Origin of the sequence: Mariniflexile sp. TRM1-10 (assembly GCF_003425985.1) — a bacterium.
GTDB lineage: Bacteria > Bacteroidota > Bacteroidia > Flavobacteriales > Flavobacteriaceae > Mariniflexile.
The window spans coordinates 1,348,564-1,373,572 of sequence record NZ_CP022985.1; the positions used below are offsets into that span (position 1 = coordinate 1,348,564).

At 33.5% G+C, this 25,009-nt stretch carries 28 protein-coding genes and 1 pseudogene; 10 read left to right on the forward strand and 19 right to left on the reverse strand.

Going from position 1 to position 25,009, the window contains the following annotated elements; genetic code table 11:
• The first annotated feature begins 10 nt into the window (after window positions 1-10).
• Window positions 11-888, forward strand: a pseudogene (locus CJ739_RS05750) (cell division protein FtsX).
• 131 nt (window positions 889-1,019) lie between these two features.
• Complete coding sequence (locus tag CJ739_RS05755) at window positions 1,020-1,277, forward strand: DUF3098 domain-containing protein (RefSeq protein ID WP_117173301.1); 258 nt, start codon at window positions 1,020-1,022, stop codon at window positions 1,275-1,277.
• On the opposite strand, the gene CJ739_RS05760 is transcribed toward CJ739_RS05755, so the two are convergent.
• Complete coding sequence (locus tag CJ739_RS05760; protein WP_117173303.1) at window positions 1,274-2,398, reverse strand: glycerate kinase; 1,125 nt, start codon at window positions 2,396-2,398, stop codon at window positions 1,274-1,276. The two genes, CJ739_RS05755 and CJ739_RS05760, sit on opposite strands and share 4 nt — an antisense overlap.
• A gap of 331 nt (window positions 2,399-2,729) precedes the next feature.
• Here CJ739_RS05760 and CJ739_RS05765 point away from each other — a divergent pair, with 331 nt between their 5' ends.
• The 4 genes from CJ739_RS05765 to CJ739_RS05780 all read left to right on the forward strand — a co-directional run bounded on the left by CJ739_RS05765 (window position 2,730) and on the right by CJ739_RS05780 (window position 5,786).
• Window positions 2,730-3,542 carry an undecaprenyl-diphosphate phosphatase gene (locus tag CJ739_RS05765; protein ID WP_117173304.1) on the forward strand — a complete coding sequence of 271 codons (813 nt, stop codon included), beginning with the start codon at window positions 2,730-2,732 and terminating at the stop codon, window positions 3,540-3,542.
• The gene (gene truB / locus CJ739_RS05770) at window positions 3,542-4,261 is read left to right on the forward strand and encodes a tRNA pseudouridine(55) synthase TruB (RefSeq protein ID WP_117173306.1); all 720 of its coding nucleotides are present in this window, start codon (window positions 3,542-3,544) and stop codon (window positions 4,259-4,261) included. The genes CJ739_RS05765 and truB overlap by 1 nt, the downstream gene beginning before the upstream one ends.
• 196 nt (window positions 4,262-4,457) lie before the next feature.
• Window positions 4,458-5,006: a hypothetical protein gene (locus CJ739_RS05775; RefSeq protein ID WP_162880140.1), complete on the forward strand. Its 549-nt coding sequence runs from the start codon at window positions 4,458-4,460 to the stop codon at window positions 5,004-5,006.
• A 57-nt stretch (window positions 5,007-5,063) separates the two neighbouring features.
• Window positions 5,064-5,786 carry a hypothetical protein gene (locus CJ739_RS05780; RefSeq protein WP_236951615.1) on the forward strand — a complete coding sequence of 241 codons (723 nt, stop codon included), beginning with the start codon at window positions 5,064-5,066 and terminating at the stop codon, window positions 5,784-5,786.
• Here CJ739_RS05780 and CJ739_RS05785 read toward each other — a convergent pair.
• Window positions 5,770-6,387: a thioredoxin family protein gene (locus CJ739_RS05785; protein WP_117173310.1), complete on the reverse strand. Its 618-nt coding sequence runs from the start codon at window positions 6,385-6,387 to the stop codon at window positions 5,770-5,772. The genes CJ739_RS05780 and CJ739_RS05785 overlap by 17 nt on opposite strands.
• Window positions 6,388-6,482: 95 nt before the next feature.
• Between CJ739_RS05785 and CJ739_RS05790 the strand changes: the two genes are divergently transcribed.
• A complete protein-coding gene (locus tag CJ739_RS05790) occupies window positions 6,483-7,049 on the forward strand; it encodes a DNA-3-methyladenine glycosylase I (protein WP_117173312.1) in 567 nt (188 codons plus the stop codon).
• 21 nt (window positions 7,050-7,070) lie between these two features.
• Here CJ739_RS05790 and CJ739_RS05795 read toward each other — a convergent pair whose 3' ends face one another.
• From CJ739_RS05795 to CJ739_RS05840, 10 genes are all read right to left on the reverse strand, one after another.
• Window positions 7,071-8,375 carry an acetylxylan esterase gene (locus CJ739_RS05795; RefSeq protein ID WP_117173314.1) on the reverse strand — a complete coding sequence of 435 codons (1,305 nt, stop codon included), beginning with the start codon at window positions 8,373-8,375 and terminating at the stop codon, window positions 7,071-7,073.
• A gap of 159 nt (window positions 8,376-8,534) precedes the next feature.
• Window positions 8,535-9,047: a GNAT family N-acetyltransferase gene (locus tag CJ739_RS05800; protein ID WP_205419393.1), complete on the reverse strand. Its 513-nt coding sequence runs from the start codon at window positions 9,045-9,047 to the stop codon at window positions 8,535-8,537.
• A 6-nt stretch (window positions 9,048-9,053) separates the two neighbouring features.
• Complete coding sequence (locus CJ739_RS05805) at window positions 9,054-9,575, reverse strand: DinB family protein (RefSeq protein WP_117173316.1); 522 nt, start codon at window positions 9,573-9,575, stop codon at window positions 9,054-9,056.
• Window positions 9,576-9,704: 129 nt separating this feature from the next.
• Window positions 9,705-10,181 carry a hypothetical protein gene (locus tag CJ739_RS05810; protein ID WP_117173317.1) on the reverse strand — a complete coding sequence of 159 codons (477 nt, stop codon included), beginning with the start codon at window positions 10,179-10,181 and terminating at the stop codon, window positions 9,705-9,707.
• A 372-nt stretch (window positions 10,182-10,553) separates the two neighbouring features.
• A complete protein-coding gene (locus CJ739_RS05815) occupies window positions 10,554-11,303 on the reverse strand; it encodes an arylamine N-acetyltransferase family protein (RefSeq protein ID WP_117173319.1) in 750 nt (249 codons plus the stop codon).
• A 4-nt stretch (window positions 11,304-11,307) separates the two neighbouring features.
• Window positions 11,308-11,814, reverse strand: coding sequence for a flavodoxin family protein (locus tag CJ739_RS05820; RefSeq protein ID WP_117173321.1), 507 nt, complete (start codon window positions 11,812-11,814; stop codon window positions 11,308-11,310).
• A gap of 303 nt (window positions 11,815-12,117) precedes the next feature.
• Complete coding sequence (locus CJ739_RS05825) at window positions 12,118-13,299, reverse strand: outer membrane protein assembly factor BamB family protein (protein WP_117173323.1); 1,182 nt, start codon at window positions 13,297-13,299, stop codon at window positions 12,118-12,120.
• A gap of 125 nt (window positions 13,300-13,424) precedes the next feature.
• Window positions 13,425-14,054, reverse strand: a complete 630-nt coding sequence (aat, locus tag CJ739_RS05830; RefSeq protein ID WP_117173325.1) for a leucyl/phenylalanyl-tRNA--protein transferase — start codon at window positions 14,052-14,054, stop codon at window positions 13,425-13,427.
• An 89-nt stretch (window positions 14,055-14,143) separates the two neighbouring features.
• Window positions 14,144-14,521, reverse strand: coding sequence for a DUF3127 domain-containing protein (locus CJ739_RS05835; protein WP_117173327.1), 378 nt, complete (start codon window positions 14,519-14,521; stop codon window positions 14,144-14,146).
• 53 nt (window positions 14,522-14,574) lie between these two features.
• The gene (locus tag CJ739_RS05840) at window positions 14,575-15,444 is read right to left on the reverse strand and encodes a flavin reductase family protein (RefSeq protein WP_117173329.1); all 870 of its coding nucleotides are present in this window, start codon (window positions 15,442-15,444) and stop codon (window positions 14,575-14,577) included.
• Between the two features lie 222 nt (window positions 15,445-15,666).
• Between CJ739_RS05840 and CJ739_RS05845 the strand changes: the two genes are divergently transcribed.
• Together CJ739_RS05845 and CJ739_RS05850 are read left to right on the forward strand one after the other, a co-directional pair.
• Window positions 15,667-16,806 (forward strand): sensor histidine kinase, encoded by a 1,140-nt coding sequence (locus CJ739_RS05845; RefSeq protein ID WP_117173331.1) that lies wholly within the window; start codon window positions 15,667-15,669, stop codon window positions 16,804-16,806.
• Window positions 16,807-16,816: 10 nt separating this feature from the next.
• A complete protein-coding gene (locus tag CJ739_RS05850; RefSeq protein ID WP_117173333.1) occupies window positions 16,817-17,167 on the forward strand; it encodes a hypothetical protein in 351 nt (116 codons plus the stop codon).
• Here the strand turns inward: CJ739_RS05850 and CJ739_RS05855 are convergent.
• Window positions 17,162-17,551: an HIT family protein gene (locus tag CJ739_RS05855; RefSeq protein WP_117173335.1), complete on the reverse strand. Its 390-nt coding sequence runs from the start codon at window positions 17,549-17,551 to the stop codon at window positions 17,162-17,164. The two genes, CJ739_RS05850 and CJ739_RS05855, sit on opposite strands and share 6 nt — an antisense overlap.
• 89 nt (window positions 17,552-17,640) lie before the next feature.
• Window positions 17,641-18,114, reverse strand: coding sequence for a transcription elongation factor GreA (gene greA / locus CJ739_RS05860; protein ID WP_117173337.1), 474 nt, complete (start codon window positions 18,112-18,114; stop codon window positions 17,641-17,643).
• A gap of 466 nt (window positions 18,115-18,580) precedes the next feature.
• Here greA and CJ739_RS05865 point away from each other — a divergent pair, with 466 nt between their 5' ends.
• Window positions 18,581-19,033, forward strand: coding sequence for a hypothetical protein (locus CJ739_RS05865; RefSeq protein ID WP_236951616.1), 453 nt, complete (start codon window positions 18,581-18,583; stop codon window positions 19,031-19,033).
• Between the two features lie 158 nt (window positions 19,034-19,191).
• On the opposite strand, the gene CJ739_RS05870 is transcribed toward CJ739_RS05865, so the two are convergent.
• From CJ739_RS05870 to pnuC, 5 genes are all read right to left on the reverse strand, one after another.
• Window positions 19,192-21,459, reverse strand: a complete 2,268-nt coding sequence (locus CJ739_RS05870; RefSeq protein WP_236951617.1) for a TonB-dependent receptor — start codon at window positions 21,457-21,459, stop codon at window positions 19,192-19,194.
• Between the two features lie 325 nt (window positions 21,460-21,784).
• The gene (arfB, locus tag CJ739_RS05875; protein WP_117173339.1) at window positions 21,785-22,192 is read right to left on the reverse strand and encodes an alternative ribosome rescue aminoacyl-tRNA hydrolase ArfB; all 408 of its coding nucleotides are present in this window, start codon (window positions 22,190-22,192) and stop codon (window positions 21,785-21,787) included.
• 4 nt (window positions 22,193-22,196) lie between these two features.
• Complete coding sequence (locus tag CJ739_RS05880; protein ID WP_117173343.1) at window positions 22,197-23,735, reverse strand: DUF4301 family protein; 1,539 nt, start codon at window positions 23,733-23,735, stop codon at window positions 22,197-22,199.
• The gene (locus tag CJ739_RS05885) at window positions 23,735-24,304 is read right to left on the reverse strand and encodes an AAA family ATPase (RefSeq protein WP_117173346.1); all 570 of its coding nucleotides are present in this window, start codon (window positions 24,302-24,304) and stop codon (window positions 23,735-23,737) included. Before CJ739_RS05885 ends, CJ739_RS05880 begins: the two co-directional genes overlap by 1 nt.
• Window positions 24,259-24,897, reverse strand: a complete 639-nt coding sequence (pnuC, locus tag CJ739_RS05890; RefSeq protein ID WP_117173350.1) for a nicotinamide riboside transporter PnuC — start codon at window positions 24,895-24,897, stop codon at window positions 24,259-24,261. Before pnuC ends, CJ739_RS05885 begins: the two co-directional genes overlap by 46 nt.
• Window positions 24,898-25,009: the final 112 nt, after the last annotated feature.

A 25,009-nucleotide genomic window follows, 5' to 3' on the forward strand; every position in this document is an offset into this window, starting at 1 on the left:
TCCTATAATTATGAGTTCCTCTTTTGAAAAGACCAAAAACGTCGACTAATTTCCTCATACTTTTCAGTCGTGTTGAGTATTGCTCTGGTATTATTTTTATTGGGCTTGTTGGGCATGTTGGTTTTAAATGCCAAAAAAGTATCCGATCATTTTAAAGAACAAGTGGTTGTTACCATCTACTTAAAAGAAACCGCCAAAGAAGTTGAAATCAAACAACTCGAAAAAAGTTTGGCTATGGCAGATTACGTAAAGAGTATTGAATACGTATCAAAAGAACAGGCTGCCGAATTTTTAAAAGCTGAAAATGGCGAGGATTTTATGGATTTTGTAGGCTACAACCCATTACAAAACTCGATTGATGTCCATTTAAAAGCCGATTTTGTAACCTCTGAACACCTTGAAAAAATATCGGAAGAAGCGACTTCAAAAAACTTTGTTGACGAAGTAACCTACGATAATGATTTGGTGAACCTCATGAACGAAAACGTTAAAAAAATAAGTTTCTGGGTATTGGTTATCAGTGGTATTTTCACGCTCATTGCCGTTTTGTTAATTAACAGTTCTATACGATTGGCCGTTTATTCCAAACGATTTACCATAAAAACCATGCAAATGGTGGGTGCAACCAAACAATTTATACGTCGCCCGTTTGTTTGGAAAAGTGTGCGATTGGGCATTATTGGTGCTGTATTAGCGCTAATAGGTATGGCCATTGTATTGTATTACATCAACAAAACATTCCCGGAATTAGGCTTGCTTAACACACCTATTTTAATTGTGCTGCTTTTTACAATTATATTCGCCTTAGGGGTTATAATCACTTGGGTTAGTACACACATCGCTACACAACGTTTCTTGAATTTAAAAACGGATGCGTTGTATTATTAGTTGTTGGTTGATGGGTGATGGGTGATGGTTGTTGGGTTGTGGGCTCTGGGTTTGAAAATTTGATTTTCATTAACACAATAGTTTTAAATAAAACTGTTATTTTGCACTAAAATATTCTGAGAAAGATAATCATGGGAGAAAAAAAACAAAAAGAAGACTCAAAACCCGTATTTGTATTCGGTAAGAAAAACTACAAATTCATGCTTATAGGTTTGGCTTTTATTGCTTTGGGCTTTATTTTAATGTCTGGTGGCGGAAGTGACGATCCCAATGTTTTTAACCCAGAAATTTTTAGTTGGAGACGCATTCGCTTAGCTCCTACGCTAGTTCTTATTGGATTTGGAATACAGATATATGCCATACTTTTAAATCCAGATAAAAAGTCCTAGACCATCGTTTTAGCGAAATTTACAGCCATCTGTTTTACATAATCATATCCATTCTGTATCGCGTCATCTAACGATTTTGCTTTCTCCATAATAGAATCGGTATAAAGAATACCAAATTTTTCAGCTTCATAATTAGATAGTGATATACTACCACATAAGGCTGCCACAGCAATATGTTGTTTTTTAGCAGATTTTATCACCCCATTAATGGTTTTACCTGAAAGGGTTTGAGAATCCAATTTACCTTCACCTGTAATGATCCAATCAGCATCTTTAATTTTAGTATCAAAGTCCACTAAATCCTTAACCAAATCAATTCCCGATTTTAATTCGGCATTTAAAAACACAAATGTTCCCGCTCCCATACCGCCTGCTGCACCAGCACCTTTTACATTTTGAACATCTATATTAAATTGCTTTTTAAAAACAGTTGCTATATTTTTTAAACCTTCATCCAACTGTTTAATGTCATCATCCGATGCGCCTTTTTGTGATCCATAGACATACGCAGCACCATCTTTTCCATATAACGGATTTGTTACGTCGCAGGCAACCTTAAAATCTATTGATTTTAGATGGTTAATGACATTATTAGTATTAATCTGTTTAACTTTTGACAAATTCTTCCCGATTGGTTGTAACGCTTTCGCGTGCTCATCTTCAAATTTATAGCCTAAAGCGGTTGCCATACCCATGCCACAATCGTTTGTAGCACTACCTCCAATACCTAAAATAATGGTTTTAGCCCCTTTATTGATGGCATCTAAAATCAGTTCACCAGTACCTAACGTGGTGGTATAAAAACAATTCTGCTCTTCCTTTTTCAAAAGATGCATTCCGGAAGCTTCAGCCATTTCAATAAAAGCTGTTTCACTAGAATCCATATAAAGGTAGGACGCTTCAATTTCTCTAAAGAGCGGGTCGTTTACGCTTGCATGAATATGATTTCCTTTTAAATGGTATTCTAAAATATCAATAGTACCATCACCCCCATCGGCCAATGGCATTTTAATAATGTCGGCTTTAGGCAAAATTTCTTTAATGCCTTCTTCTACTGCATTACAAAACTGTAATCCTGTTAGGGAACCTTTAAATTTATCGGGTGCGAGAACAATTTTCATTATTAAATAGCAAATACAATGTTAAAAGTACAATATTAGAAGTTCAGAGTTTAAAGTTTGATGTGCCGATGAAGTTTTTAATATACAATTCAACGATTACACGGTTAAACAGCTAAACAGTTAGAAGTTACTAAGTAAGTTTATCACTCTGAACTAGGTTTTGTAATGATATCGTTTTTTTATTTAATCATTTAAACACTTATATATCAGATTACATGACATCAAACTCTAGTTAAGATATAAACTTCTTCAACCGTTAAACTATGAATAATTGCAATAAATTCAAACAATATTTCGCAATTTCATTTAGGTATTTTAATACATTTGCCACATGAATTATATTGAAGCCATTATTTTAGCCATCATAGAAGGCGTTACCGAATATTTACCCATATCATCCACAGGTCATATGATTATTGCATCATCGTTCATGAAGATAGCTTCAGACGATTTTACAAAACTGTTCACCATCGTTATTCAGCTTGGTGCTATTTTATCGGTAGTCGTTTTATACTGGAAACGCTTTTTTCAAAGCTTGGATTTTTATTACAAACTACTGGTTGCTTTTATTCCTGCTGTTATTTTAGGATTGCTTTTAAATGATGTGATTGATGAGTTATTGGAAAGCCCCGTAGTCGTTGCCATTACTTTAATTTTAGGCGGATTTATATTAATAAAAGTAGACGATTGGTTTAAAGCCAACGAAGTTTACGATGAAGCGAACCCCGAAGCCCATACTAAAATAAGTTATGCCACAGCTTTAAAAATTGGCTTTTTCCAATGTCTTGCCATGATTCCTGGAACCTCACGTAGTGGCGCCAGTATTGTTGGTGGTATGACCCAAAAATTAAACCGAAAAACAGCTGCCGAATTTTCATTTTTTCTAGCCGTCCCCACCATGTTTGGTGCGACTGCCAAAAAATTATACGATTATTACAAAGCTGGTTTCGAGTTAAGTAGTGATCAAATTAACTATCTTATTATTGGGAATGTTTTAGCCTTTATTGTGGCATTAATTGCCATAAAGTCGTTTATAGATTACTTAAGCAAAAAAGGCTTCAAACTATTTGGTTACTACCGCATTGTTCTTGGCATTGCGTTGTTAATCATTCATTTTTTCATCTATAAACTAACTGTTGTTTAATGCTTAATGTTGATGATTATCTTTCTGGTCAAGTACTTTTAATTGACAAACCACTGCATTGGACCTCCTTTCAAGTGGTTAATAAATTACGTTGGGAAATTAGGCAAGCTTTCAAATTAAAGAAAATAAAAGTTGGTCATGCAGGCACTTTAGACCCGCTTGCCACGGGCTTGTTGGTAATTTGTACAGGAAAAATGACCAAAGAAATCGATTCTTTTCAAGCTCAAATAAAAGAATACACGGGCACCATTGTTTTAGGAAGTACAACCCCTTCGTTTGATTTAGAAACTGAGATAAACGAAACTTTCCCCACCCATCATATTACCGAAGCTCTAATTAAGGAAACTACCAAGCAATTTACTGGTGAGATTCAGCAATTTCCACCAGTGTTTTCAGCCATAAAAAAAGACGGAAAACGATTATATGAATTTGCCCGAGCTGGCGAAGAAGTCGACATTAAACCAAGAACCGTAAACATTTCAGAATTTGAAATCACCAATATGGATACTTCAACCGCACTCGGTACAGGCTCCATAGATATTGATTTTAGAGTGGTTTGTAGTAAAGGCACCTACATACGCTCCTTGGCTAACGATTTTGGAAAAGCATTGCAATCGGGCGGACATTTATCGGCTTTAAGACGCACTAAAATTGGCAAATTCCATGTGGATGATAGTGTTTCCATTGAAACCTTTATCAATAGGCTTTCCTTGGAATAATTATTGATACAATTATTTAGAGACTGTTTAAGTTTTATCCTTTGGCTCTTTTATGTGCCTTTTTTCGCCATACTTCAGCTATTTTTCGGTCCATAGCTATGCTATGAATCTCAAAATACCTTTGTCTGACAAAAAAATACCCTATAAAACATTCCAAAAACAAAATTTAAACAGTCTCTTAAATAACACCTATAATATGAAGCCATTTTACTTCTTGTTCAGCATCATATTTTCAACCTCTTTTGCTTCATTTTCACAAATTGAAGAAGAAAAAACCCATGGTGTTTTCTATAAAATTTCTTTAGCCACTACACTATCCATAAATAAAGAATATACTTTAGACCAAGACGATGATTCTGGACCACTAATCAATCCAAGTGCCTTATTTGTAAATAATACCGTTGGTTATCAATTTGACAAACGCACTATGGTAGGACTTAATTTTGAATACAATTACCATTCGCAACAAGGACTTCATTTTTTCCCCACCTATTTAAATCTTCAGCACAATATTATTGTTGATGATACCAATATGTTTGTACGTGGTGGCTACGGAACACTTTTAGGCATGGGAAAATCGTTTGAAAAAGGCAATATGTACAAACTAGGCATAGGAATACAAGGCATTCTTGAGAATAACAATTCCATACATTTTGGGCTGGATTTCACCAGAAAACGCTTTGGTTATAGAACCCTTGAAGGTTTATCGAGTATATCAATTTTCTTAGAATTGATGTTATTTTAAACTTTTTATGTTATTTTGCCGTATATAGTTATGCCAATCAATATAAAACAGAACTATTTGCGCCTCACAGATCAACATAAAGCCCTACTACTAACCTTCCTGATTTCAGGAACGGTCGTTTTGTCTATTTTTAATTTAAATTTAAAAGACAAAGACGAAGTCATTTCTGAAAGCTACTACGAATTAGAACCCGAAAAAGAACTCACCGAAGAGGACAAAAAAATAATAGAGGCTTTAGATAAACTAAATAATAGTAAAGCCGAAACCAACAAAGCTTTTAACGAAGCAGATAATAACAAGCATTTTGCTCAAGCTTTCAAACAAATTGCTCCTCCAGAAGACTATGTGCCAAAATCTAGTGAAGAAAACGATGGGGAAGACGATGGATCTAACAGCCTTGGAGAAAACAAACCTTTAAAACCAGCGGTTAATAAAGAAGAATTGTCATCATATAGTAAGGTAAACGATTTGTTAAAACAGCAACAAACCCCAGGTGTTAATACTAAAAGTACCGTTAGTTTTTCCTTAATAAACAGAAAAAAAGTATATATCCCTATTCCTGTTTATTTATGTGAAGTAGACGGAAAAATTGTTATTAATATTAAGGTTGATGCCCATGGCAGTGTTATAGATGCCTACGTAAACAACGCTTCAAACTCTAGAAACGCATGTTTAATTGAACATGCTTTAGAGTACGCCAAAAACTCACAATTTAGTGCTGATGCTTCCAAAAACTCACAGTTAGGCTCTATTACCTTTAGTTTTATTGGCAAACATTAGGTCGTAATTCGCAAAGCATATTGGTCACATCGTCAATAACATTTTGTCCTTTATCATTATTGTACCAATGCTGCAAATCCTCTTTAAATTCTGGTGTTAAAATCCCGTATTTAGCTATGTAACGGCTTACAAGACTTGTTGCTTCGCTTGGCCTGGGTCCATAACTATTTAAAACGTCGCCTGTTTTAGTATCAATCATAATTAATTTAGGTATCGAGCGGCTTTTATTGGTTAAAAACAAATCCATAAGTTCAGGGTTTTCATCGCGAAGCACAATTTTCAAATTAATAAGATTATTTAATTCTGTCATTTTATTCAATACCGGAAGTACATGAGCGCCATCACCACACCAACTTTCAACAATAACCAACCAAGTAATAGGTTGCTCAAATCCACTGATTTTTTGTTGTGCCACCTTCGGAATTTTTAAAGTTTTATCCCAACGGTTCATGCGCTTATCGTTTAGCTTTGTATAGTGCGCCAAAACCCGTGTTTTATCCTTTCCTGTTGTTGTTTTTTGTTCCACTAATTGTTTCACCAACTCTCTATAAGCTTGATAACTTATGCCACGATTTATACTTTGAGCTATAATGGATTTCATGTTGATTATTTTTGAACACTACAAAATTAGCGTCTTGTTATTTTAAATCAGATGATAATTGTCATACTTTTACTTTAATATTTACAAAAACCATGATGACTGAAAAACACAGATGCGGTTGGTGTGTTGGCGATGCTTTATATGAAGCGTACCATGACCAGGAATGGGGTGTTCCCGTATATGATGATGCCACCATTTTTGAATTTTTAATTTTAGAAACCTTTCAAGCAGGCTTGAGTTGGATAACCATTTTGCGTAAGCGTGAAAATTTTAGAGCTGCTTTTGATAATTTTGATTACAAAAAAATAGCAACTTATAATCAAAGTAAAATTGATGAACTCCTACAAGATGCTGGCATTATACGAAACAAGCTAAAGGTTAATGCCACCGTTACCAATGCCCAATTATTTATGAAAATTCAAGAAGAATTTGGAAGTTTCAGCAAATACATTTGGGATTTTGTAAATGGTAAACCGATAAAAAACAAGCTGAAAAATTATAAAGAAGCGCCACCTACCACTGCCATTAGCGATGCCTTAAGCAAAGACTTAAAAAAACGAGGTTTTAAGTTTGTAGGCAGTACCGTTATGTATGCGCACATGCAGGCAACTGGTATGGTGAACGACCATGAGGTTGGGTGTTTTAGGTATAGAGAGGTTTAATAAGCCTTTTTAGGCAGTGGCTTAGTTAAGATTTTTCTTTATCCAATCCAGTATAGAATGACGTGTTTCAAGACTAATCCAATGTTCATTTACAGGTGTAATTAATGCTTCTTTTTTGCTTTTCAAAATGTTGTAAACAATATAGCTTGTTGTAGGTGGACACACGTTATCATTATAGCCCCAAGTCATAAAAACGGGAACTTTGATCAATTTAGCAAAATTAACCACATCGTAATATTCTAATGTTTTTAGTTTTTCAGGGGTGTCCATTCCCGAATAATTTTTAAATAAATGTGGATAGCCGCCTGCTCTGTTTGCTTTATAGCCTGCCATATCACTTAATGCGGGATGATTGGCAGCACATGCTGTAATTCTAGAATCTAACCCCGCAGTCATTAATGCCAACGCACCACCTTGACTTCCACCTTGTGCTATTAAATTTTTTTCATCCCATTCAGGCAAAGAAGTTAAATAATCTAATGCCCTTACACATGCTAGATACACTTTCTTCATATAATAAGAGTCTCTATCATCCAATCCATTAACTAAATAACTGTTATCACCCCTACCAAATGCCCTACTTACTTCCTGATATGTTTCAGCATCTAAATCTGGCCGTATGCCATGTATTTCCATATCAAAACGAATACAGCCATTCTCTGCATAAAAAATATCTTTTGAAGGATTCATTGGTTTAATACCCGCGCCTGGGGGAGAAAAAACTACTGGATATTTACCTTGCTTTTTTGGTAATGTTAAGTATCCATACACATATTGTCCTTTTTCATATACCTGCAGTTTAACAAGATAGCAATCTACTTTGTCACTTGAATACTCTGGGACAAATTTTCTTTCTATCTTCATAGGGCATTTTGCAGCTTCTTCTTTGGCTTTATTCCAAAAATTAACAAAATCATCAGGAAATCTTGTATAAGGCTCTAACTTTTCAGGTTCAAAACCTACTTTGATGTGGTGTTTATATGCTACACCATGAAGTTCTATTGTAAGATTACAATCTCTAAAACCAGGCTGAGACATCGTGCCTATGGGAATAACTGCTTTTCCGTTTTTTATGGTTAACGTTCCTTCAGTATCAACTGGCATCATTTCAGGACCAATACTATAACTGACATCTACATTGTCTTGTAAAACACCATATTCGTAAACTGATACCGTTACCTTGGCTTCTTCATTAAGCTTATACAACCAATCTGTATTGCTAGGAGTCGTTACCCATAATACATTACTTTGATGTTGATAATTTTGCGCACCTAATTGGTGTATAGATAATAATAAGAAAAGTTGAAAAATTATTTTTTTAATCATTTTTGGAATCTAAAAGTTTGAATCTCACAAACTATTTTTTATATTATTCAGGAATGTCATTTTATAGCAACAAAAATAGCTGATTTTTTGTTGACGAAACCAAAAAACACTCCAAAAATAAGTCTCTAGAAATGGTTTAAAGCGGGTTTTATATAAATGTTATACCCAGTCACTTCTATTAATAATCATATTTATAGCTTTCCAATGCGCTCCTTTGACAACTGAGGTTGATGTTTTATTTTTATTTATTTTAAATCCAACTTTTTCATAGCATTTTATAGCACCTGTATTCCAATCAAACACATTCAATTCAGCTTTTTCTTTATTCAATTCATTAAATGCTATTTCTAAAAGCGATTTTATTATTTTCTCTCCGTAGCCTTTTCCTCTTTTAGTTTTGTCTCCAATTAAAATTCTACAAATTTTAATTGGATTTGTCTCTTCCGATGAAGAAATTTCTGCATGTCCAATGACTATATTAGTAACCGAGTCAATAACCTTAAAAGGCAATCTTTCTTTGTTGCCTATATAACCATATAGTTGCTCATTTGTTAATGGAAAAATAAAAATAGGACCCGCAAATTGAATTAAGGTTTCCTCATCATAAGCCCATTTAATAAGTCTATCGAAATCTTTTTCTTCAAATAATTCAAGTTTGATTATTTCGGACATTTATTTTTATTTTGACTGTAAATATCTTTCCTTAATTATTTTACAATGGTGGGTTGAATGTCCAGAGATTTTCCATCCCACAATTCTCGGAGTCAATTCTTGCTTGTTCCCAGTTCCTATATAATCAAGGGAATCTAAATTTAAAGATTTAAAAAGTTCAATTGTAGAATTTCGTACAGCAATAAATTCATTTTTTATTTGCTCAAGATTTAAGTTTTCCGAGTTGTCAATTTTAGCATATTCATTTTCGTCAAAACCAGGTAAATCCGTTTTATCATTTTTGCTAAATCTAAGCGCTCTATATGAATGAACTCTTTCGGAATCGCATATATGTTTCAGTGCTTGTTTGATAGTCCATTTATTTTCCTCGTATTTATAATTGGACATGGAATTATCAATTCCGTTTATTAAATCAATGATCTCATTTTTTGAAATTGTTAGCGATTCAATTAAATCATTACCTTTTGCGATTAAAAGAAACGGACTAAAATATAATTTCGGATCAATATTTTTAGGTTTTTCTATCATTTCATTAAATTAACGGTGTTTGTTTGTAAAGCTACGTATTTCCACGAGGATTTTCCTATGGAAAATCTAAGTTTGGTTGCAGTATTAAACACAATATCTCGTTGCTACAGCGGTGTTGGCAAATCGTTTTTAATATCCACGTCCAAAAGCTTTTCCGTCTGTTACCATTTTTTTCGTTCTCCTAATTCCCAAAAATGTGAAAATCAGAGTGAAAATCGGCAAATAGAATGGAAGTTTTGATTTGAAAAAATAGTAAGCCAAAAAGTCCAATACAATTCCGAATGTGATATATTTTATTTTGTTTGTTCCTTTATGTCTAAAGTCTCTTTCGTGGATTAAATATTGTCCAGTTTTCAGAATATATTTATTATATAATTCCAATTGAGTTTTAGTTCCAGTTGGTAAGTCAGTTGTTTTTAATTCGTCAATATATTCCGCAATCAGAGTTTTATATTTTTCCGATTCCTTGTTATGATGAAATTTAAGAAGTTGATTAGTAATATTCAGAGTAGAATTGTAATTTACGTTTCCTTTTATTTCCTCAGATTCAGATTCGAATAGCTTTATAAACTCGTCTAATTTTTCTTTTAAAGTTTCGTTGCTCATTAATTATCGAAAATTTCTAAATATTTGCCAACAACCATATAACCACAATAAATAGCAATACAATTATAGTTATATCCTTTATATGTTTACGAATATAATAAAAAACCACCTACAAAAAACAAATGACATTTTAAAAATGTAGGCCTTACAGCGGTTTTATTTTCCTCCCATTCGGCTGATCCTTCACCTTTGCGTTAACCCAAGAAGTCAATGCTTCGGAGTATGGAGGATTACCGCTAACGGGGTTATATACGGTTTGTGCGACGTAAAAATCAGAGATTTTTCCGATGTAGCAATATTATTATTGAATGCTTGCCAGTTTATATTAGTTTAAATTTAAGCGTGAATTAGGATACGGTTGGCAACTGCCTTTTATAACTTTATGTCAAAATACTGTCCCAATTTCTCCTCAAACTCACTTTCATTAAATTCTATTTCTTCCTCAATTCCAAATCGAGTAATCTTTAATAGTGAATTATTGAGCGTAAGTCTGCCATTAGGTTTTGCAATTGAGATTAATTTCTTTTTGGTAAAATGAGAATCTTCATTAGTTTGATGAAATTCGCATCTTTCTTGGAATTCATATAGCTCTCGCTCTTCATTTTGAAAAATATATTGAGGAATTAAGTCATTATTTTTTAGCTCATTTATGCAATAATAATCAACGCTGTATTTGTCAAATTGAAATTCTCCATAACTATCTATAATCTTTCGGTTTAATTCCAATTTCAGAGGCTCTAAAGAAAATTTCCCAAACCCTACATCAACTAAAAAATCTTGATTTTCCAAATTGACAATAATCGCCATATGGTCATATTCGGGACTATATTCGCCGTTTTTTGTGTGAACTTGTGCGGAAATTAGTTTGGCATTAAAACCGATTTCCATAAGAAGTTGATGAAATAATCCATTTAGTTCATAGCAGAATCCTCCTCGTTTTCGGATGACTACTTTTCTATAAATGTCGTTTATTGACAGGCTTATTTTTGTGCCATAATGGATGTCCAAGTTTTCAAAAGGGATATTAAGCAGATGGTGTTTTTGAAGTTTGTAAAGAACATCTTTATTGGGACTAAGTGTGTCGTGAAAATTTATTCTACTTAAATAAGCCTGTAATTCCATTATGCTATTGTATTGAAATGATGAATGTATTCAACTCATTTTTTACAGAAATAGGTATAGTTTCGCTTTCAATCCAACAATGTACATCTGATATATAATTCATTCCAAGGTATTTAGCGGTTTCAATAAAAGGCATATGAAATCCATTCTTTAATTTTTTATCTGAGCCGCAACTTATAATTGCCATTTCCATACCTCTCAATTTTCTGCCTGTTTCCTTTTGTATTTTCAAACAATCTGAAATTCTATCAAAAAATGTTTTCATAATTCCACTCATTGAATACCAATATACAGGTGTTGCAAATACTATAATCTCATAGTTATTTACGATTTCTTTTATTAATGGATGAAAATCATCCTCTATATTTTTGAATTCATAATCAAATTCCGATATGTTCTTAGTTTTTAAATCAATGATAGGATAATACGTTTTTTTACTAACATAAGAAACTATTTTCCTTGTTTCTCCGTCGCTATTTGAGCTCCCAAGAATTATAATTCCTTTCTTCATGTGCCTTGTAATTTGTCTGTATTTTTAGGTTGTTGCCAACAACCATATAACCACAATAGATAGTAATAAAATTAAAGTTATATTCTTTGTATGTTTACGAATATAACAAAAATCCACCTACAAAAAACAAACGGCATTTTAAAAAATAGGCATTACAGCAGTTTTATTTTCCTCCCATTCGCCTGATCCTTCTCCTTGGCGTTAGCCCTAGAAGTCAATGCTTCGGAGTATGGAGGATTCATGTCAACGTTTACGATATGATCAACTTCAATTGACTACATCGACTTGTTGCCAAAAGTTATTCTATTGAAGTTTACATGCATAAACATATCCATTTGCATCGCCAAAATACATAATCCCTTTATCCACTATCGGGGTTGATAGGATTGCTCCTAAATCAAGGATTTTCTTTTCTGAAGCTTCTGAATCCTTACCGTATAATTCAAAACCGGTTTTAAATTCATCTTTCTCATTGTAAACCGTATGATAATTTCTTTTACTGCCATGAGTCTGAAAAACTTGTTCTAATGCTCCTTTTAACTTATTAAGCCTATACAATTTGCCATTGAAACACCCGAAATAGATATCATTTTCAAACAATACCGCTTTGCCATACACACGCATATTTATAGGATAGGAATATGCTTCGTAGCCATTTTTTGCAGATAACCCACAAAATCTGTGGGAATCCGAGGTTCCAAAATAAACAACATCATCAACTATAAGAGGCGTAGCAATAATCCAGCTTCCCTTTTCTTTCATATTCCATAGTCCTCGTCCTGTCTCAATATTTAAAGCATACATATTATAATCCCTACTCCCAAAAATTAAGGCATTTTCATAAATAGCAGCTCCTTTTTGAATTTCTCCTTTAGGAAAATAAACATCACCAACTGTTCTAAATTTCCAAACCAAATCGCCATTATTAGCACTTAATGCATAAAAGTGCCCATCAAAACTACCTACATAAACCTTGTCCTTATAAACCAATGGGGTTGCGTGCACAATATCATCCGTTTTAAACTTCCAGATTAGTGTTCCACTACTCGGTTCAATGGCATAAATATTTCCGTCACCACTCCCAACAAACACTTTATTATCTGAGTATACTGGCGATGAAAGATAATAATCCCACATGTCCAATCTTTTTTCTCCATTTGTTTTAAATTTCCATTGCTCTTGTGCATTTCTTTTGTCAATAGAATACACGAATCCATCGGTACTGTTAAAAATCACAGAACCATTGTACAGTAAGGGTTGAGATTTAATTTCCCCTCCTGTTCTGAATTTCCATTTCAATCTGCCGTTTTCCTTATCCAAAGCATATAAACATGAATCATTGCTTCCAATGTATAGTGTATTATCATCAACTGCAGGTGATGAATAAACGCCACCTTCTGTTGGGAAATCCCAAACTAACGAACTTTGTCCGTAAACAACAGAAGATAAAAAAGTAAATATGATAAGTTTATATATCTGGTTCATCTGGATTTAATTTTTACCAACGTTTAAGATATCGTTTGTTTTAATTGATTATATCGGCTATTACTGAAATAAATTCAACACAAACAAACGAAGATAGCTGAAATCAAACACAAAACCTATACTATTTAAAGGCTTAAATACTCCAAAAATAAGTCTCTAGAAATATTTTCAGCTCCCAAACTCTCCAGGTGGTTGGTGTAGACTTGGCAATCAATCAGTTTATAATGGGTGTTTTGAATGAATGTAATAAACGCTACTTTACTAGCATTACTTATTTTGGCAAACATGCTCTCGCCACAAAACACGCCGTTGTTTAAATCGATTCCGTAGAAACCACCAATTAGCTTGTCTTTATCCCAAACCTCAACCGATTTTGCATAACCTAAATCGTGCAGTTTTACGTAAGCCTCAATCATGTCGTTAGTAATCCAAGTGCCTGCTTGTCCGTCTCGCTTGGCTTTGGAACATGCGGTTATTACCGCTCTAAAATCTTTATTTACCGTAACCACATAGCCTTTATTTTTTAATACTTGTTTCATGCTTTTTGAAACTTTCAACTTTTCGGGAAACAGCACAAAACGTGGGTTGGGAGACCACCATAAAAGGGGTTCTCCTTCATTAAACCATGGAAATATACCCTGTTTATAGGCTTGTATTAAACGTGCTTCCGATAAATCGCCTCCAATAGCCAACAAACCATCTGGGGAGGCTTCGGTAACATCGGGGAATTTTATGTCTTGGGTTAGGTAGTGCATGGATCGCTATTCTGTAAAAGTAAAAAACCTCTTAGTTTTATTTAACAAAGAGGTTGATTTTATGAGATTCCTGCCTTCGCAGGAATTGATTAAAACGGTAAATCGTCGTGATCGTCTTCGTTTAAATTGCCTGCTGGCTCAAAAGCATCCGTAGGCGGTACCGGTGGCAAACTACCATCAGAACTTGCTGCTTGTAACGCTTCAATTCTCCAACCTTGAATGGAGTTGAAATATTTGGTTTCACCTTGTGGGTTTACCCATTCCCTTCCACGTAAATTGATGCTTATTTTTACTTGTTGTCCTTCTTTATAACTGTTAAGTAAATCGCATTTATCTTGCACAAACTCCACCATAATGTGTTGTGGATACTGCTCTTCCGTAGTAACTACAATTTCTCGTTTTCTAAACCCATTACCTCCAAAAGTTTGAGTTTCTCCTACCATTTTAATTCTTCCTTGAACTTCCATTTAATCTGTATTTATTCTTATTATTTATTCTCTACTAATTTGTTGCCTAAAATTTAAGATAACAATATTTTCCAAGCACTTTCAACATCCCCAAAACTTAAATAGTTACGTGCCAGTTTATGTTTTTGTCTGTATGTTTTGGTTTTTATCTTTGGATATCTTTCACTGATATCTTTAATAAAATCATCAACTTCGGCTTCGGTTGGCAAGCTTTCTACGTTGCCCAACATCCCTAAATCGTTTCCTGTTAGCACCATGCTATTTTTAACGTCTTCAGGAAAATTATCAATCCCAATACCTAATGTGGTTAAGGGTTTTGGTATTTCAAAAAAGCCCTTCTTTGCGCGACTGTAGTAACTACCTCCTGCTCTAGCTACCAAATCTAATTTTTCTTGGTTTATGGAGCCGTCTTCATTCAAAACATCTTCATCAATATGAAGCTTTACCACTTCACAAATAACTAAATTTCCTGCCCCACCTTCAATTCCCAATTCTATGATATCGTTCACCTTACACTCTATCTGTACGGGCGATTCTGCGACACGAAATGGTTTTACTATATCAGATTTCAACATGGTAAAACCTGCCTTTTCAAACTCGTTAACCCCTTCGGGATACTCGGTGCTACTTAACGATGTTTGATGAACCATATCAAAACTCACCACATTAATAACCACTTCCCTTGTCACCAATACGTTTTTAAGCGTATGCTTAACAGTATTATCTCTTACACGACGTGATGGCGAAAAAATCAATATGGGCGGATTCGCACTAAACACATTAAAAAAGCTAAATGGCGATAAATTGGCACGTCCATCAACATCAACAGTACTCGCAAAAGCAATAGGTCTTGGTGCCACGGCACTTAACAAATACCCATGCAATTTACTGGTTGATAAGGTTTTCGGATCTATTGAAAGCATCAAACTTTTTTAATTTCAACAAAACTAACAATTTATTTTCATTAATAACTTAAGAAAATAGGCTTGTTATTTCACTCAGTCACAAATATTGAATTTTAACTATTTAAAGACCGCCTAAGCAAATGTAACCAATCTAATGTATAACAAAAAACCATTTTACTAACAACTTGGACAATAATATTAACAGATTTGCATTATATTACCAGTCATTTAATTTAAATAATGATTTTTACAAAATACAGCAACACATTACGTTGGTTAATCATAATAGCTTCGTTTGCTATTGTTTCTCTTATTTTATGGAAAACCTATGAGTTTTTCCAGCATTTTAAAGAAGAAGAGCGTACCAAAATGGAAAATTGGTCGTTTGCGCAAAGTGACATTATAAATTCTGATAATGACGCAAATTTAAATCTATCACTAAAAATCATAACCAGCAATAAAACCACTCCCATGTTGGTTATTCGTGAAGATGGAAGTTTGGACACATACAATAATATAGATGAAACTAAAATTAAAGATTCTTCATATGTAAAAAAGCTAATTTTAAAGTTTAAGCAGGAAAATCCCCCAATTCTAGTGAAACCCAATAACAGCACTATTTATTATGGGAATTCCGAATTGCTGAACAAACTAAAATATTACCCGCTGGCCTTGTTGCTTATTGTATTTCTTTTTGGTGCGGTTATTTTCTTTTTTTACCGAAGCAATAAAAATGCGACCCAAAACAAGCTGTGGTCTGGTATGGCAAAGGAAACAGCGCATCAAATAGGCACACCACTATCTTCTTTAATTGGTTGGGCCGAAATTTTAAAAACCGAAAACACAAACCCCGATTATATTGTTGAAATTGAAAAAGATATTGACAGATTACAAACTATTACCGAACGTTTTAGTAAAATAGGATCCGTACCCACATTAGAGGTCGCCGATATAATAAAAGAAACCATCGATTCTTATGATTATTTAAAAGCCAGATCTTCAAACCTTATTGAATTTGACCTTAAAATACCGGAAGGTGACATTCTAGTAAATTTAAACAAGCAACTGTACAGTTGGTGTATAGAAAACCTAGTAAAAAATGCCATTGACGCCATGAAAGGTCGTGGCAAAATTACCATTGAGATTTCACAATTGGAAAACACCATTATGGTCACTGTAACCGATACTGGCAAAGGGCTCTCAAAAAAAGATTTCAATAGAATATTCGAACCTGGATTTACTACTAAAAAACGTGGTTGGGGATTGGGATTATCGCTTACCAGACGTATTATTGAAGATTTTCATGATGGCAAAATAAAGGTTTTACAATCAGAAAAAGGCAAAGGAACCACATTTCAAATAACACTTAAACGTGCATAAACTATAAATTATGGCTGAAAAATTTGTATTTATAAAAGAGGTTTATTTAAATAATAACTGCCCATTTTGCTACAATAATGATGGTTTATATTTAACCGTTAAACAAAAAACCATTGAAACCAGTTTTTATAAAGCCATCACTCCTGAAATTAAATATGATTTGGCTTGTAAAACATGCAAGAGCACTGTTTATCCTGTAGATTGGACCGATGATATGGAACGTATTTTTGAATATCACAAGAAGGCGATTACACCAAAAAAACCATCTACCCAGCTAAAAAAAACGGCGTGGTTGGCCATTTTTTCAGGCATCATACTAGCTATTTGTATCGTGGCCTTTTTAGTTTATGCCAAATTATAATTCCGCTTTAATACTATTTGCTACTTCTTGGAACTCCTCGTGAGATAATTTAGTTTTTTGAATAAAACGCGCATCTTCCATAGTATGCAACGGAATTAAATGCACATGGACATGAGGCACTTCCAATCCAATAACTGTAACACCTACACGTTTGCAAGGAATGGCTTTTTCTATGGCTATGGCAACACGTCTTGAAAACTGCATTAAACCTGTATAAGTAGCTTCGTCTAAATCGAAAATCTTATCAACCTCCTTTTTAGTTATGCACAACGTGTGCCCTTTACTGTTTGGATTAACATCTAAAAATGCTAAGAATTCGTCTGTTTCGGCAATCTTATAGCAAGGTATCTCGCCATTAACTATTTTAGTGAAAATTGAAGCCATAACGTTTTTGTGGATGTATGAATAACTGTAAATATAAAAGATTCCTAATTAAATCAATCAGGAATCTTTTAAAAATGTTTCAAATTAAATTATCTTGAAATTTCGATAATATCAAATTTCATCACGCCATTTGGCACTTGTATTTCGGCTACATCGCCAACAGATTTTCCCAATAACCCTTTTCCGATAGGCGAATTAACAGATATTTTACCCGAAGCCAAATCTGCTTCACCATCGGCAACCAATGTATAGTTCATTTCCATACCATTGGTTTGGTTTCTTATCTTCACTTTAGATAGCACTAATATTTTAGAATTATCTAATTGCGACTCATCAATAATACGCGCACCTGCCAAAGCATCTTCTAATTTAGAAATACGCATTTCTAACATTCCCTGTGCTTCTTTAGCGGCATCGTATTCGGCATTCTCACTTAAATCGCCCTTATCTCTAGCTTCTGCAATGGCTTTAGATGCTTTTACACGTTCCACATCTTTTAATTGCTTAAGTTCGTCTCTTAATTTTTTTAACCCTTCTGGTGTATAGTATGATACTTTACTCATAACTTCATCGTTTTATTAATAATAAAATGCTGAAATCCACTTCGACTACGCTAAGTACAGGAGTTCAGCATAAAAAAAATCTCGTATACACGAGATTGAATAACAAAAGTACAAAATTTTAGTCAATTATTTATGAATATCTTATATAGTACTTTCCCTCTTACTTTAAATAAAAATAAGAATATTAAGAGGAAATATACAAAATATTTAGCTCATTTTGCTTAATGTTGTAAATGAACTCATTTAGAGTTTTTCAATTTGCTAAAAAATTGCTGATTTTAGCTCTGTTTTTGCCTTTTCTTCCTTCCGTAGCTTTTCCAACGCGACAAGCTGGCTCCTTCTCTAAAAAGGTTTACTAAACCTTTTCTTTACGCTCGGCCCTAACTCAAAAAAGCCTTCAACAGAACTAAAATTCCCTAATTTTCGCTTAATTTCAAAAATTTTAAATGAGTTCAATTAAAAATTAATGATATATTTACATATGAAATCCTTTTTCTATATAATTTGTGTTCTGTTATTGACCGCTTGTAGCTCCGATAACACCAATACCAAAAATCCTTATTTACCTAATTACCAATTTAATACCGGTAGTTTAATCAATACTAATTTACCAGAATTTAGCCAATTAAAATTTCCAGGTAATTTTGTTATTCTAAACAGCCCCTACGGTATAAACGGCGTTGTCCTATATTACGCTGGTGGTACAAATTACAATGCTTTTGAAATAACAGACCCAAACCACCAAATAAGTACCTGTTCAAAACTAAGTGTTGAAGGCATCATAGCGACTTGCAATTGTGATGATGGTAATTCATACGACATACTAAATGGCGATAAAAGAGAAGGCACCACAGGTTCTTACACATTAATACGTTATAAAGTTGAAGTTGCAGGCTCTATAATTAGAGTTTTTAACTAAAAAGAGGCTAAAAAGTAAACTTTAATATCAGGAGCGCAGTCGAAAACCTTCAGTTAGATTGTCAATCATTTCGACTTTAGTTTATCTTGAGCCTAGTCGAAAGGCTCAATGTGACAATTTACTTCTAAATAGACTTTTCAGATTCAACCTCTTTCTAATTAAAATTTAAAAGTAACACCTGCTAAAAAGTTGGTAGTTGCTTGCGGGTAGTACACGTAGTAACCACCGCCATAATCGGCACCATTTGAATTGTATTTTACTCCTGTAATGTTATTTATAAGACCATTAACTAAAATAGCTTTAAAAATAGCTTTTGTCTTAAATTCGTAACTAGCATTAAAATCTAATATGCTATATGCCTTTAAACTGGAATCTTCATCTTGAATATTGTTTAACAACTGTTTCCCTACATATTTATTAATAAGAGAGACTTGCATATTATTTATTGGCATATAATTAATTGCAGTACTCGACACAAAATTAGGTGAATAAGCAATATCGGTTTCGCCTAAAGGCGTTCCGTTTAAAAACTGATTTTTGTTTAAGTTTCTATTTCTGCTTACAGTAGCATTAGCTTGTAATGAAACCTGTTTAGAAAATGCAACAACACCATCTAACTCAACACCAACTCTATAGCTTTTACCTGCATTGGCTCTAATGGGGTTCCCGACGTCATCTAAAGCCCCTGTTAACACTAACTGATCGTTATATTGCATAAAGTAAGCATTGGCATTAAACTTTATTTTATCAGCATGATATCTATAGCCTAATTCAAAATCATTAAGTTGCTCTGGCCTTACTTCTGTATTGTTTTCAAAATCTGTTCTACTAGGTTCTCTATTCGCTCTAGCATAAGAGGCATATAAGTTATTTGATGCATTCAGGTCAACGCTTATTCCTACCTTAGGATTAAAAAAGTTATAATGTTTATCTATCTCAAATAACGAACGTTTGGAATCAATTCCCGTTGTTTTATAATCGACATATCTGTATTGCACATCTGCATAAGCACTAAACTTTTCGTTTATTTTATAGGTTGCTTTAGAAAATGCACTTGCATCCCTTTTTCGTGATTGCCCAAAGTAATAACGATAATCGTTTCCAATACTTGCTGCATATTCTGCCCAAATGACAGTTCCTATATGGTCACCTTCATATAAATTAAAAGAACCACCTGTAATAACATTTAATTTGCTGTTTTTATAATTTAGACTGGCATTTGCCACATAGAAATTATTATCTAGTGCTTTTCTACGAATATAGTCCATACTAGCAACGGTATTTCCGTCTACCGTTATAGGGTTAAGACCTAAAAATGAAAATTTGGAATCGTCTGAACCATATACATTTGTATAATAATAATTGTCCACATATTCTTCATAAAAACCATATCCTTTGGTGTAATTCAACCCCACATTTAAAGACCATTGGTTGTTAAAACGTTCATTCCAGTGTAACTGATAATGATCTTGTTTGTAATCGTCTACTTGATTATCATAAAACCCAGTCATATTACCATCATTATCCATGATAGTTCCTGCCACATTATAAGTTCTATTTGTGTCTATAGTATATACATCTACACCATACCACGCTTGATATGTTTTTTCATGACCACCAAAAACAAGCGCTTTAATTAAGGTATTATCGTCTTTATAAGCGCCTTGTAAAAAATATGATTTTAAATCTGAACTGGCTCGGTCTATAAATCCGTCTGATGTAATTTTAGACAAACGTCCAGAAATTTCAACGTGGTCGTTTATCAAGCCTGTACTAAACTTTACATTATGCTTTAAGCTATTAAAACTACCATAGCTATTAGATATAGAGGCAGATGCATCGTCGCTAATAGCATCTGTTAAAATATTAATACTGGCACCAAAAGCGGCCGAACCATTGGTTGATGTTCCAACACCACGTTGTACTTGAATACTTTCTACCGACGATGATAAATCTTGTAAATTCACCCAAAAAGTCCCTAAACTTTCGGCATCATTATAAGGGATTCCATTAATTGTTACGTTGGTTGACTCTCCACCAACACCTCGAATTCTAATGCCACTATATCCTATACCAGCACCTGCATCACTAGTTGTAACTACTGATGGCAAATAATTTAAAAGCGTTGGAATGTCTTGACCCAAATTACGTTTCTCCAACTCTTTTTTGGTGATGTTTGAGTGTGTAATAGGCGATGTGGCATTTACACGAACAGCATTTACTAAAACTTCGTCTAATCTTTCTGTTTTTGTTGAATCTTGCTGAACTTGATTGTCTTGTGCAGTAACACTGACTGATAACACGAATACTGCTAAAAAAAGAAACATGTTTTTAGTTTCGCTGATTTTATTTAGAAAGTCGAAACTAAATCTCCTTAAAAAGTAATTATAACTTTTTGAAGAAAGTTTAAGAATAGTAGATTTCATTACGATTATATTTATAATCGAATAAAAAGAGGTAATTATTCTTATGGTTAATATTATTGTTTTATTGAATCATGCAAAGTAATTACTGTTTTGCTATACTCTGTACTATCAATTAAATCCCTAAACAGCATTACCTGTTCTAGGTTCATTGGGTATGATCTCAGCCCTTAGGTAGTTAAAAGTTATAAGTTAAAAAGTTAAAAGTCCAAATTGCCGACTGAAAACTGAAACTGATGACTGCTAACTGAAAAAGCACCCCTTTTTTGAGAACAATACAAAGGTAATTATCCATTGACAAATATCAATTATCAATTCACAGTTATTTTTAATCGATGTCTGGTTTTTGCCTATTTACCTTTTTGTCGGACAGTTTTCGTTTGCTTTTTAAACGCTTCTTTATAACAGCTCTTGGTATTTTTGTTGGAATTCGTTTTTTGGGAATGATTAAACTATTTTCTATAAGTTCAAAAAAACGTTTTATTACGAGCTCTTTGTTTTTATGCTGACTTCTACTTTCATCACATTGCAGCATTAAAATACCTTCTTTTGTTAATCTGCTTTGAAGCTTGCTTATGAGTCGTTCCCTTTGTTCTTCATTAAAAACTGAAGATTCAGTTAAATTAAAAATCAATTCAACCTTTGATGACACCTTATTAACGTGTTGACCGCCAGCACCCGAACTTCTTACGGCTTTAAAAGTCAATTCTTGCAACAAGGCATCTTCGTTAACCATTTTTTTAAACTTGATGTGCAGGTTTTAATAAATCGTTTACCGTTTTTACAGGGTTGAAAGTCGATACTGGAATTTCAACAAAAATAGAATTCCAATGTGACATACTGCCATTCCACAATCCAGGAAGTTCTAAGGCTTTAATATCTACCCCGTTTTGAGATTTCAAGGTTATAAAAGCAGCATCTGGATCTACATATTTAGTTAAATCGAATTTGTTTCCTTTATAGTCTTTCACAGCGCAAACCAAATCTGTTGGATTGAAATGTGTTGCATTATCTACAATACTTTTTTGGGATTGATTTTCAATATCAATTTGGGCAAACTCGACTATTTGCAAAGAAACAGCTCCATTACTGTCTTTCACCCAAAAAGGACCACCTCCTGGTTCCCCTTCATTTTTAACCATCCCACATACTCTAATGGGTCTGTTAAGCTTATGGTGCAAGTAGTCTCTTTTTTCTTTTAGTGTATACGCAGTATAAGCTTCTTCTATCTCTACATTAATTCGGTTAATTACAAATAATTCGATGTTATTAACTTCATCTTCCGAAATCTCATCATCTTCCAATTTATTTAAATACTTAAAAGTTTGGGTTTGTATTTGAAGAAGGATGCCTGCCAACATTTTTTTATAATTGGAAACCTCTATATTTTGCTCTAAAACAACAATGTTATCGATATTTTTAATGAAAATAAAATCGAAATCGAGCGTATTAAGATTTTCTATTAAGGCGCCATGCCCCGATGGTCTGAACAGCAGTTTATCGTCTTCTGTTCTATAAAGTTTATCACTGGATGTTATAGCAATCGTATCAGTAGATTTGTCTTGATACGAGAATGACACATTGAATTTGGTATTGGTTTCTGTTTCAAGAGACTCTTTAACGAGTTTCAATTCCTTTTCAAACATCGCTTTATGCGCTTCAGAAATTGTAAAGTGTAAATTCGCTTGGTTATTTGATGAAGCATATATGGTAGCTTCTATTAAATGTTCTTTAAACGCCGTTGAAACATCATTTTTATATTTATGAAACGGCAACAGGCCTTTGGGATAAAAGCTGTAATTCAACTGATCGGTATCCAACATCATTTTCACAAACAGAACACATTGTTCCCCAAATGTTAAGCTATTAAAATTAGGCGTTGTTTGAACTAATTTCTCTCTTACTGTTTCGTAAAAAGGAAACTTTTCCAACCCACTTAAAAACACAGAAACAGCGTTGTTTTTTTGAGCATATAATTCAATAGGATCTTCTGATTTGTAGTTATCTAAAAACTGAAACAAGAATTTGAACATGCGTGTAGCAGCACCAGAAGCTGGCACAAACTTAACGATAGACAATTGGTTACGGTTGCTTTCGAACCTATCTATATAGTCTTGTTGCTTTTCAGCATCAATTCTTAAAATGCCATTTCCTATAGTAGCTGCTTCAACTAAATTGGAATAAATCATACCAGATTTAATAATCTCTATTTGGTTGCTCACTTTTTCAACCGTTAGTCCGTGACTTATTATTTGTTGTATATCTTTATCTGAAAACATTATTTGTACTTCTTTAATAAGGTGTCTATATGTTTAACTGCAGTTTCTAAACGTTCCTTCATATTGCCCTTAAGCAACACATAAGGGCGCTTATTTATTATTAACGCATTTTCAAACGCTTTAAACATCTCAGCCCGCTCTTCTGGTTTGTCTCTTAAATCGTCGTCCTCCCAAGGGGTGTCAATATAAGTTAAAAAATATAAATCGTAGGTATTTTGCAAAGCATATTTTTCAAGAATTGGGTCGCAATAACCTAAATAATACGCTTCGGAATACACTTTAGTTTCTAACAGATCGGTATCGCAAATTAAAACAGTATCGGTTTTTTTTGCTAATTTATTCTCTAATTTAATTTGTCCTTTAGCAATAGGCAATAAATCATCCGGTTCACAGGTTTTACGTTCGTTATTCCATTTATTTTGAAGATATTCACGTGCATATTCGGGTACCCAAACCGAATTGTAATATCTTGCCAATTGCCCAGACAGGGTTGTTTTTCCAGTAGATTCTGGTCCAAATAACACTACTTTGATGCAGTTTGAGGGTTCTTGTTTATATTTTTCTTCCATAAAAAATAAGCTTGAATCGCTAAAATTGTAAAAATAAAATACTGAAACGAAAGCATTCCCCAACCTCTATAGGCGTAAAGCGGAATGCTAATAATATCTGCTATAATCCAAAGTGTCCAACTTTCAATTTTCTTTTTAGCCATATACCACATAGCCGTAAAAAACATGCCTGAAGTAAGCATATCAACATAGTTTGAGGTTGTTATTTCCCCACCAAAAACGCTATAAACCAAATACGTAAACCCGATGGTTAAAATAAACAACCCAAGCCCAATCATTTTCTCATTGGTGTTTGTCCTTGAAATTTTAACTACTTTCTCGTTATTTATAGTTCTTGACCAATTCCACCAACCATAAATACTCATTATAGAAAAGTAAAAATTCATCATCATATCGCCATACAGTTTATCTTTTAGCAAAAGATAGACAGAAATGATTGTTGCAATTAATCCTGTAGGATACACTAAAATATTTTCTTTTTTAGCATACCAAACGCTTGTTATACCTGTAACTAAAACAATGGCTTCTAAAATAATGACAAGGGTATCTTTATCTTTATATGTGTTTAAGAAAAAATCAAAAAACTGATTCATTTTAGTATCTATCTAGTGTTACTCGATAATCGAGATTTGAATGCTCCGTGGCTTGCCTCAAATTTTTAATGTTCTTCCTATAAATGCCTCGTGGGCTTGCCCGAGGTAATTG

Bases quoted from the DNA above. Each gene is read 5' to 3' on its own strand.
- CJ739_RS05810 (WP_117173317.1), bottom strand. From the start codon at position 10,181: ATGAGCAACGAAACTTTAAAAGAAAAATTAGACGAGTTTATAAAGCTA.
- CJ739_RS05760 (WP_117173303.1), bottom strand. From the start codon at position 2,398: ATGAAAATTGTTCTCGCACCCGATAAATTTAAAGGTTCCCTAACAGGA.
- truB (WP_117173306.1), top strand. From the start codon at position 3,542: ATGCTTAATGTTGATGATTATCTTTCTGGTCAAGTACTTTTAATTGAC.
- CJ739_RS05865 (WP_236951616.1), top strand. From the start codon at position 18,581: ATGATATATTTACATATGAAATCCTTTTTCTATATAATTTGTGTTCTG.
- CJ739_RS05840 (WP_117173329.1), bottom strand. From the start codon at position 15,444: ATGCTTTCAATAGATCCGAAAACCTTATCAACCAGTAAATTGCATGGG.
- CJ739_RS05880 (WP_117173343.1), bottom strand. From the start codon at position 23,735: ATGTTTTCAGATAAAGATATACAACAAATAATAAGTCACGGACTAACG.
- CJ739_RS05785 (WP_117173310.1), bottom strand. From the start codon at position 6,387: ATGAAATCCATTATAGCTCAAAGTATAAATCGTGGCATAAGTTATCAA.
- pnuC (WP_117173350.1), bottom strand. From the start codon at position 24,897: ATGAATCAGTTTTTTGATTTTTTCTTAAACACATATAAAGATAAAGAT.
- CJ739_RS05855 (WP_117173335.1), bottom strand. From the start codon at position 17,551: ATGGCTTCAATTTTCACTAAAATAGTTAATGGCGAGATACCTTGCTAT.
- greA (WP_117173337.1), bottom strand. From the start codon at position 18,114: ATGAGTAAAGTATCATACTATACACCAGAAGGGTTAAAAAAATTAAGA.
- aat (WP_117173325.1), bottom strand. From the start codon at position 14,054: ATGCACTACCTAACCCAAGACATAAAATTCCCCGATGTTACCGAAGCC.
- CJ739_RS05765 (WP_117173304.1), top strand. From the start codon at position 2,730: ATGAATTATATTGAAGCCATTATTTTAGCCATCATAGAAGGCGTTACC.
- CJ739_RS05795 (WP_117173314.1), bottom strand. From the start codon at position 8,375: ATGATTAAAAAAATAATTTTTCAACTTTTCTTATTATTATCTATACAC.
- CJ739_RS05805 (WP_117173316.1), bottom strand. From the start codon at position 9,575: ATGATAGAAAAACCTAAAAATATTGATCCGAAATTATATTTTAGTCCG.
- CJ739_RS05820 (WP_117173321.1), bottom strand. From the start codon at position 11,814: ATGAAGAAAGGAATTATAATTCTTGGGAGCTCAAATAGCGACGGAGAA.
- CJ739_RS05800 (WP_205419393.1), bottom strand. From the start codon at position 9,047: ATGTCCGAAATAATCAAACTTGAATTATTTGAAGAAAAAGATTTCGAT.
- arfB (WP_117173339.1), bottom strand. From the start codon at position 22,192: ATGGTTAACGAAGATGCCTTGTTGCAAGAATTGACTTTTAAAGCCGTA.
- CJ739_RS05825 (WP_117173323.1), bottom strand. From the start codon at position 13,299: ATGAACCAGATATATAAACTTATCATATTTACTTTTTTATCTTCTGTT.
- CJ739_RS05790 (WP_117173312.1), top strand. From the start codon at position 6,483: ATGACTGAAAAACACAGATGCGGTTGGTGTGTTGGCGATGCTTTATAT.
- CJ739_RS05850 (WP_117173333.1), top strand. From the start codon at position 16,817: ATGGCTGAAAAATTTGTATTTATAAAAGAGGTTTATTTAAATAATAAC.
- CJ739_RS05755 (WP_117173301.1), top strand. From the start codon at position 1,020: ATGGGAGAAAAAAAACAAAAAGAAGACTCAAAACCCGTATTTGTATTC.
- CJ739_RS05870 (WP_236951617.1), bottom strand. From the start codon at position 21,459: ATGAAATCTACTATTCTTAAACTTTCTTCAAAAAGTTATAATTACTTT.
- CJ739_RS05835 (WP_117173327.1), bottom strand. From the start codon at position 14,521: ATGGAAGTTCAAGGAAGAATTAAAATGGTAGGAGAAACTCAAACTTTT.
- CJ739_RS05775 (WP_162880140.1), top strand. From the start codon at position 4,458: ATGAAGCCATTTTACTTCTTGTTCAGCATCATATTTTCAACCTCTTTT.
- CJ739_RS05815 (WP_117173319.1), bottom strand. From the start codon at position 11,303: ATGGAATTACAGGCTTATTTAAGTAGAATAAATTTTCACGACACACTT.
- CJ739_RS05885 (WP_117173346.1), bottom strand. From the start codon at position 24,304: ATGGAAGAAAAATATAAACAAGAACCCTCAAACTGCATCAAAGTAGTG.
- CJ739_RS05845 (WP_117173331.1), top strand. From the start codon at position 15,667: ATGATTTTTACAAAATACAGCAACACATTACGTTGGTTAATCATAATA.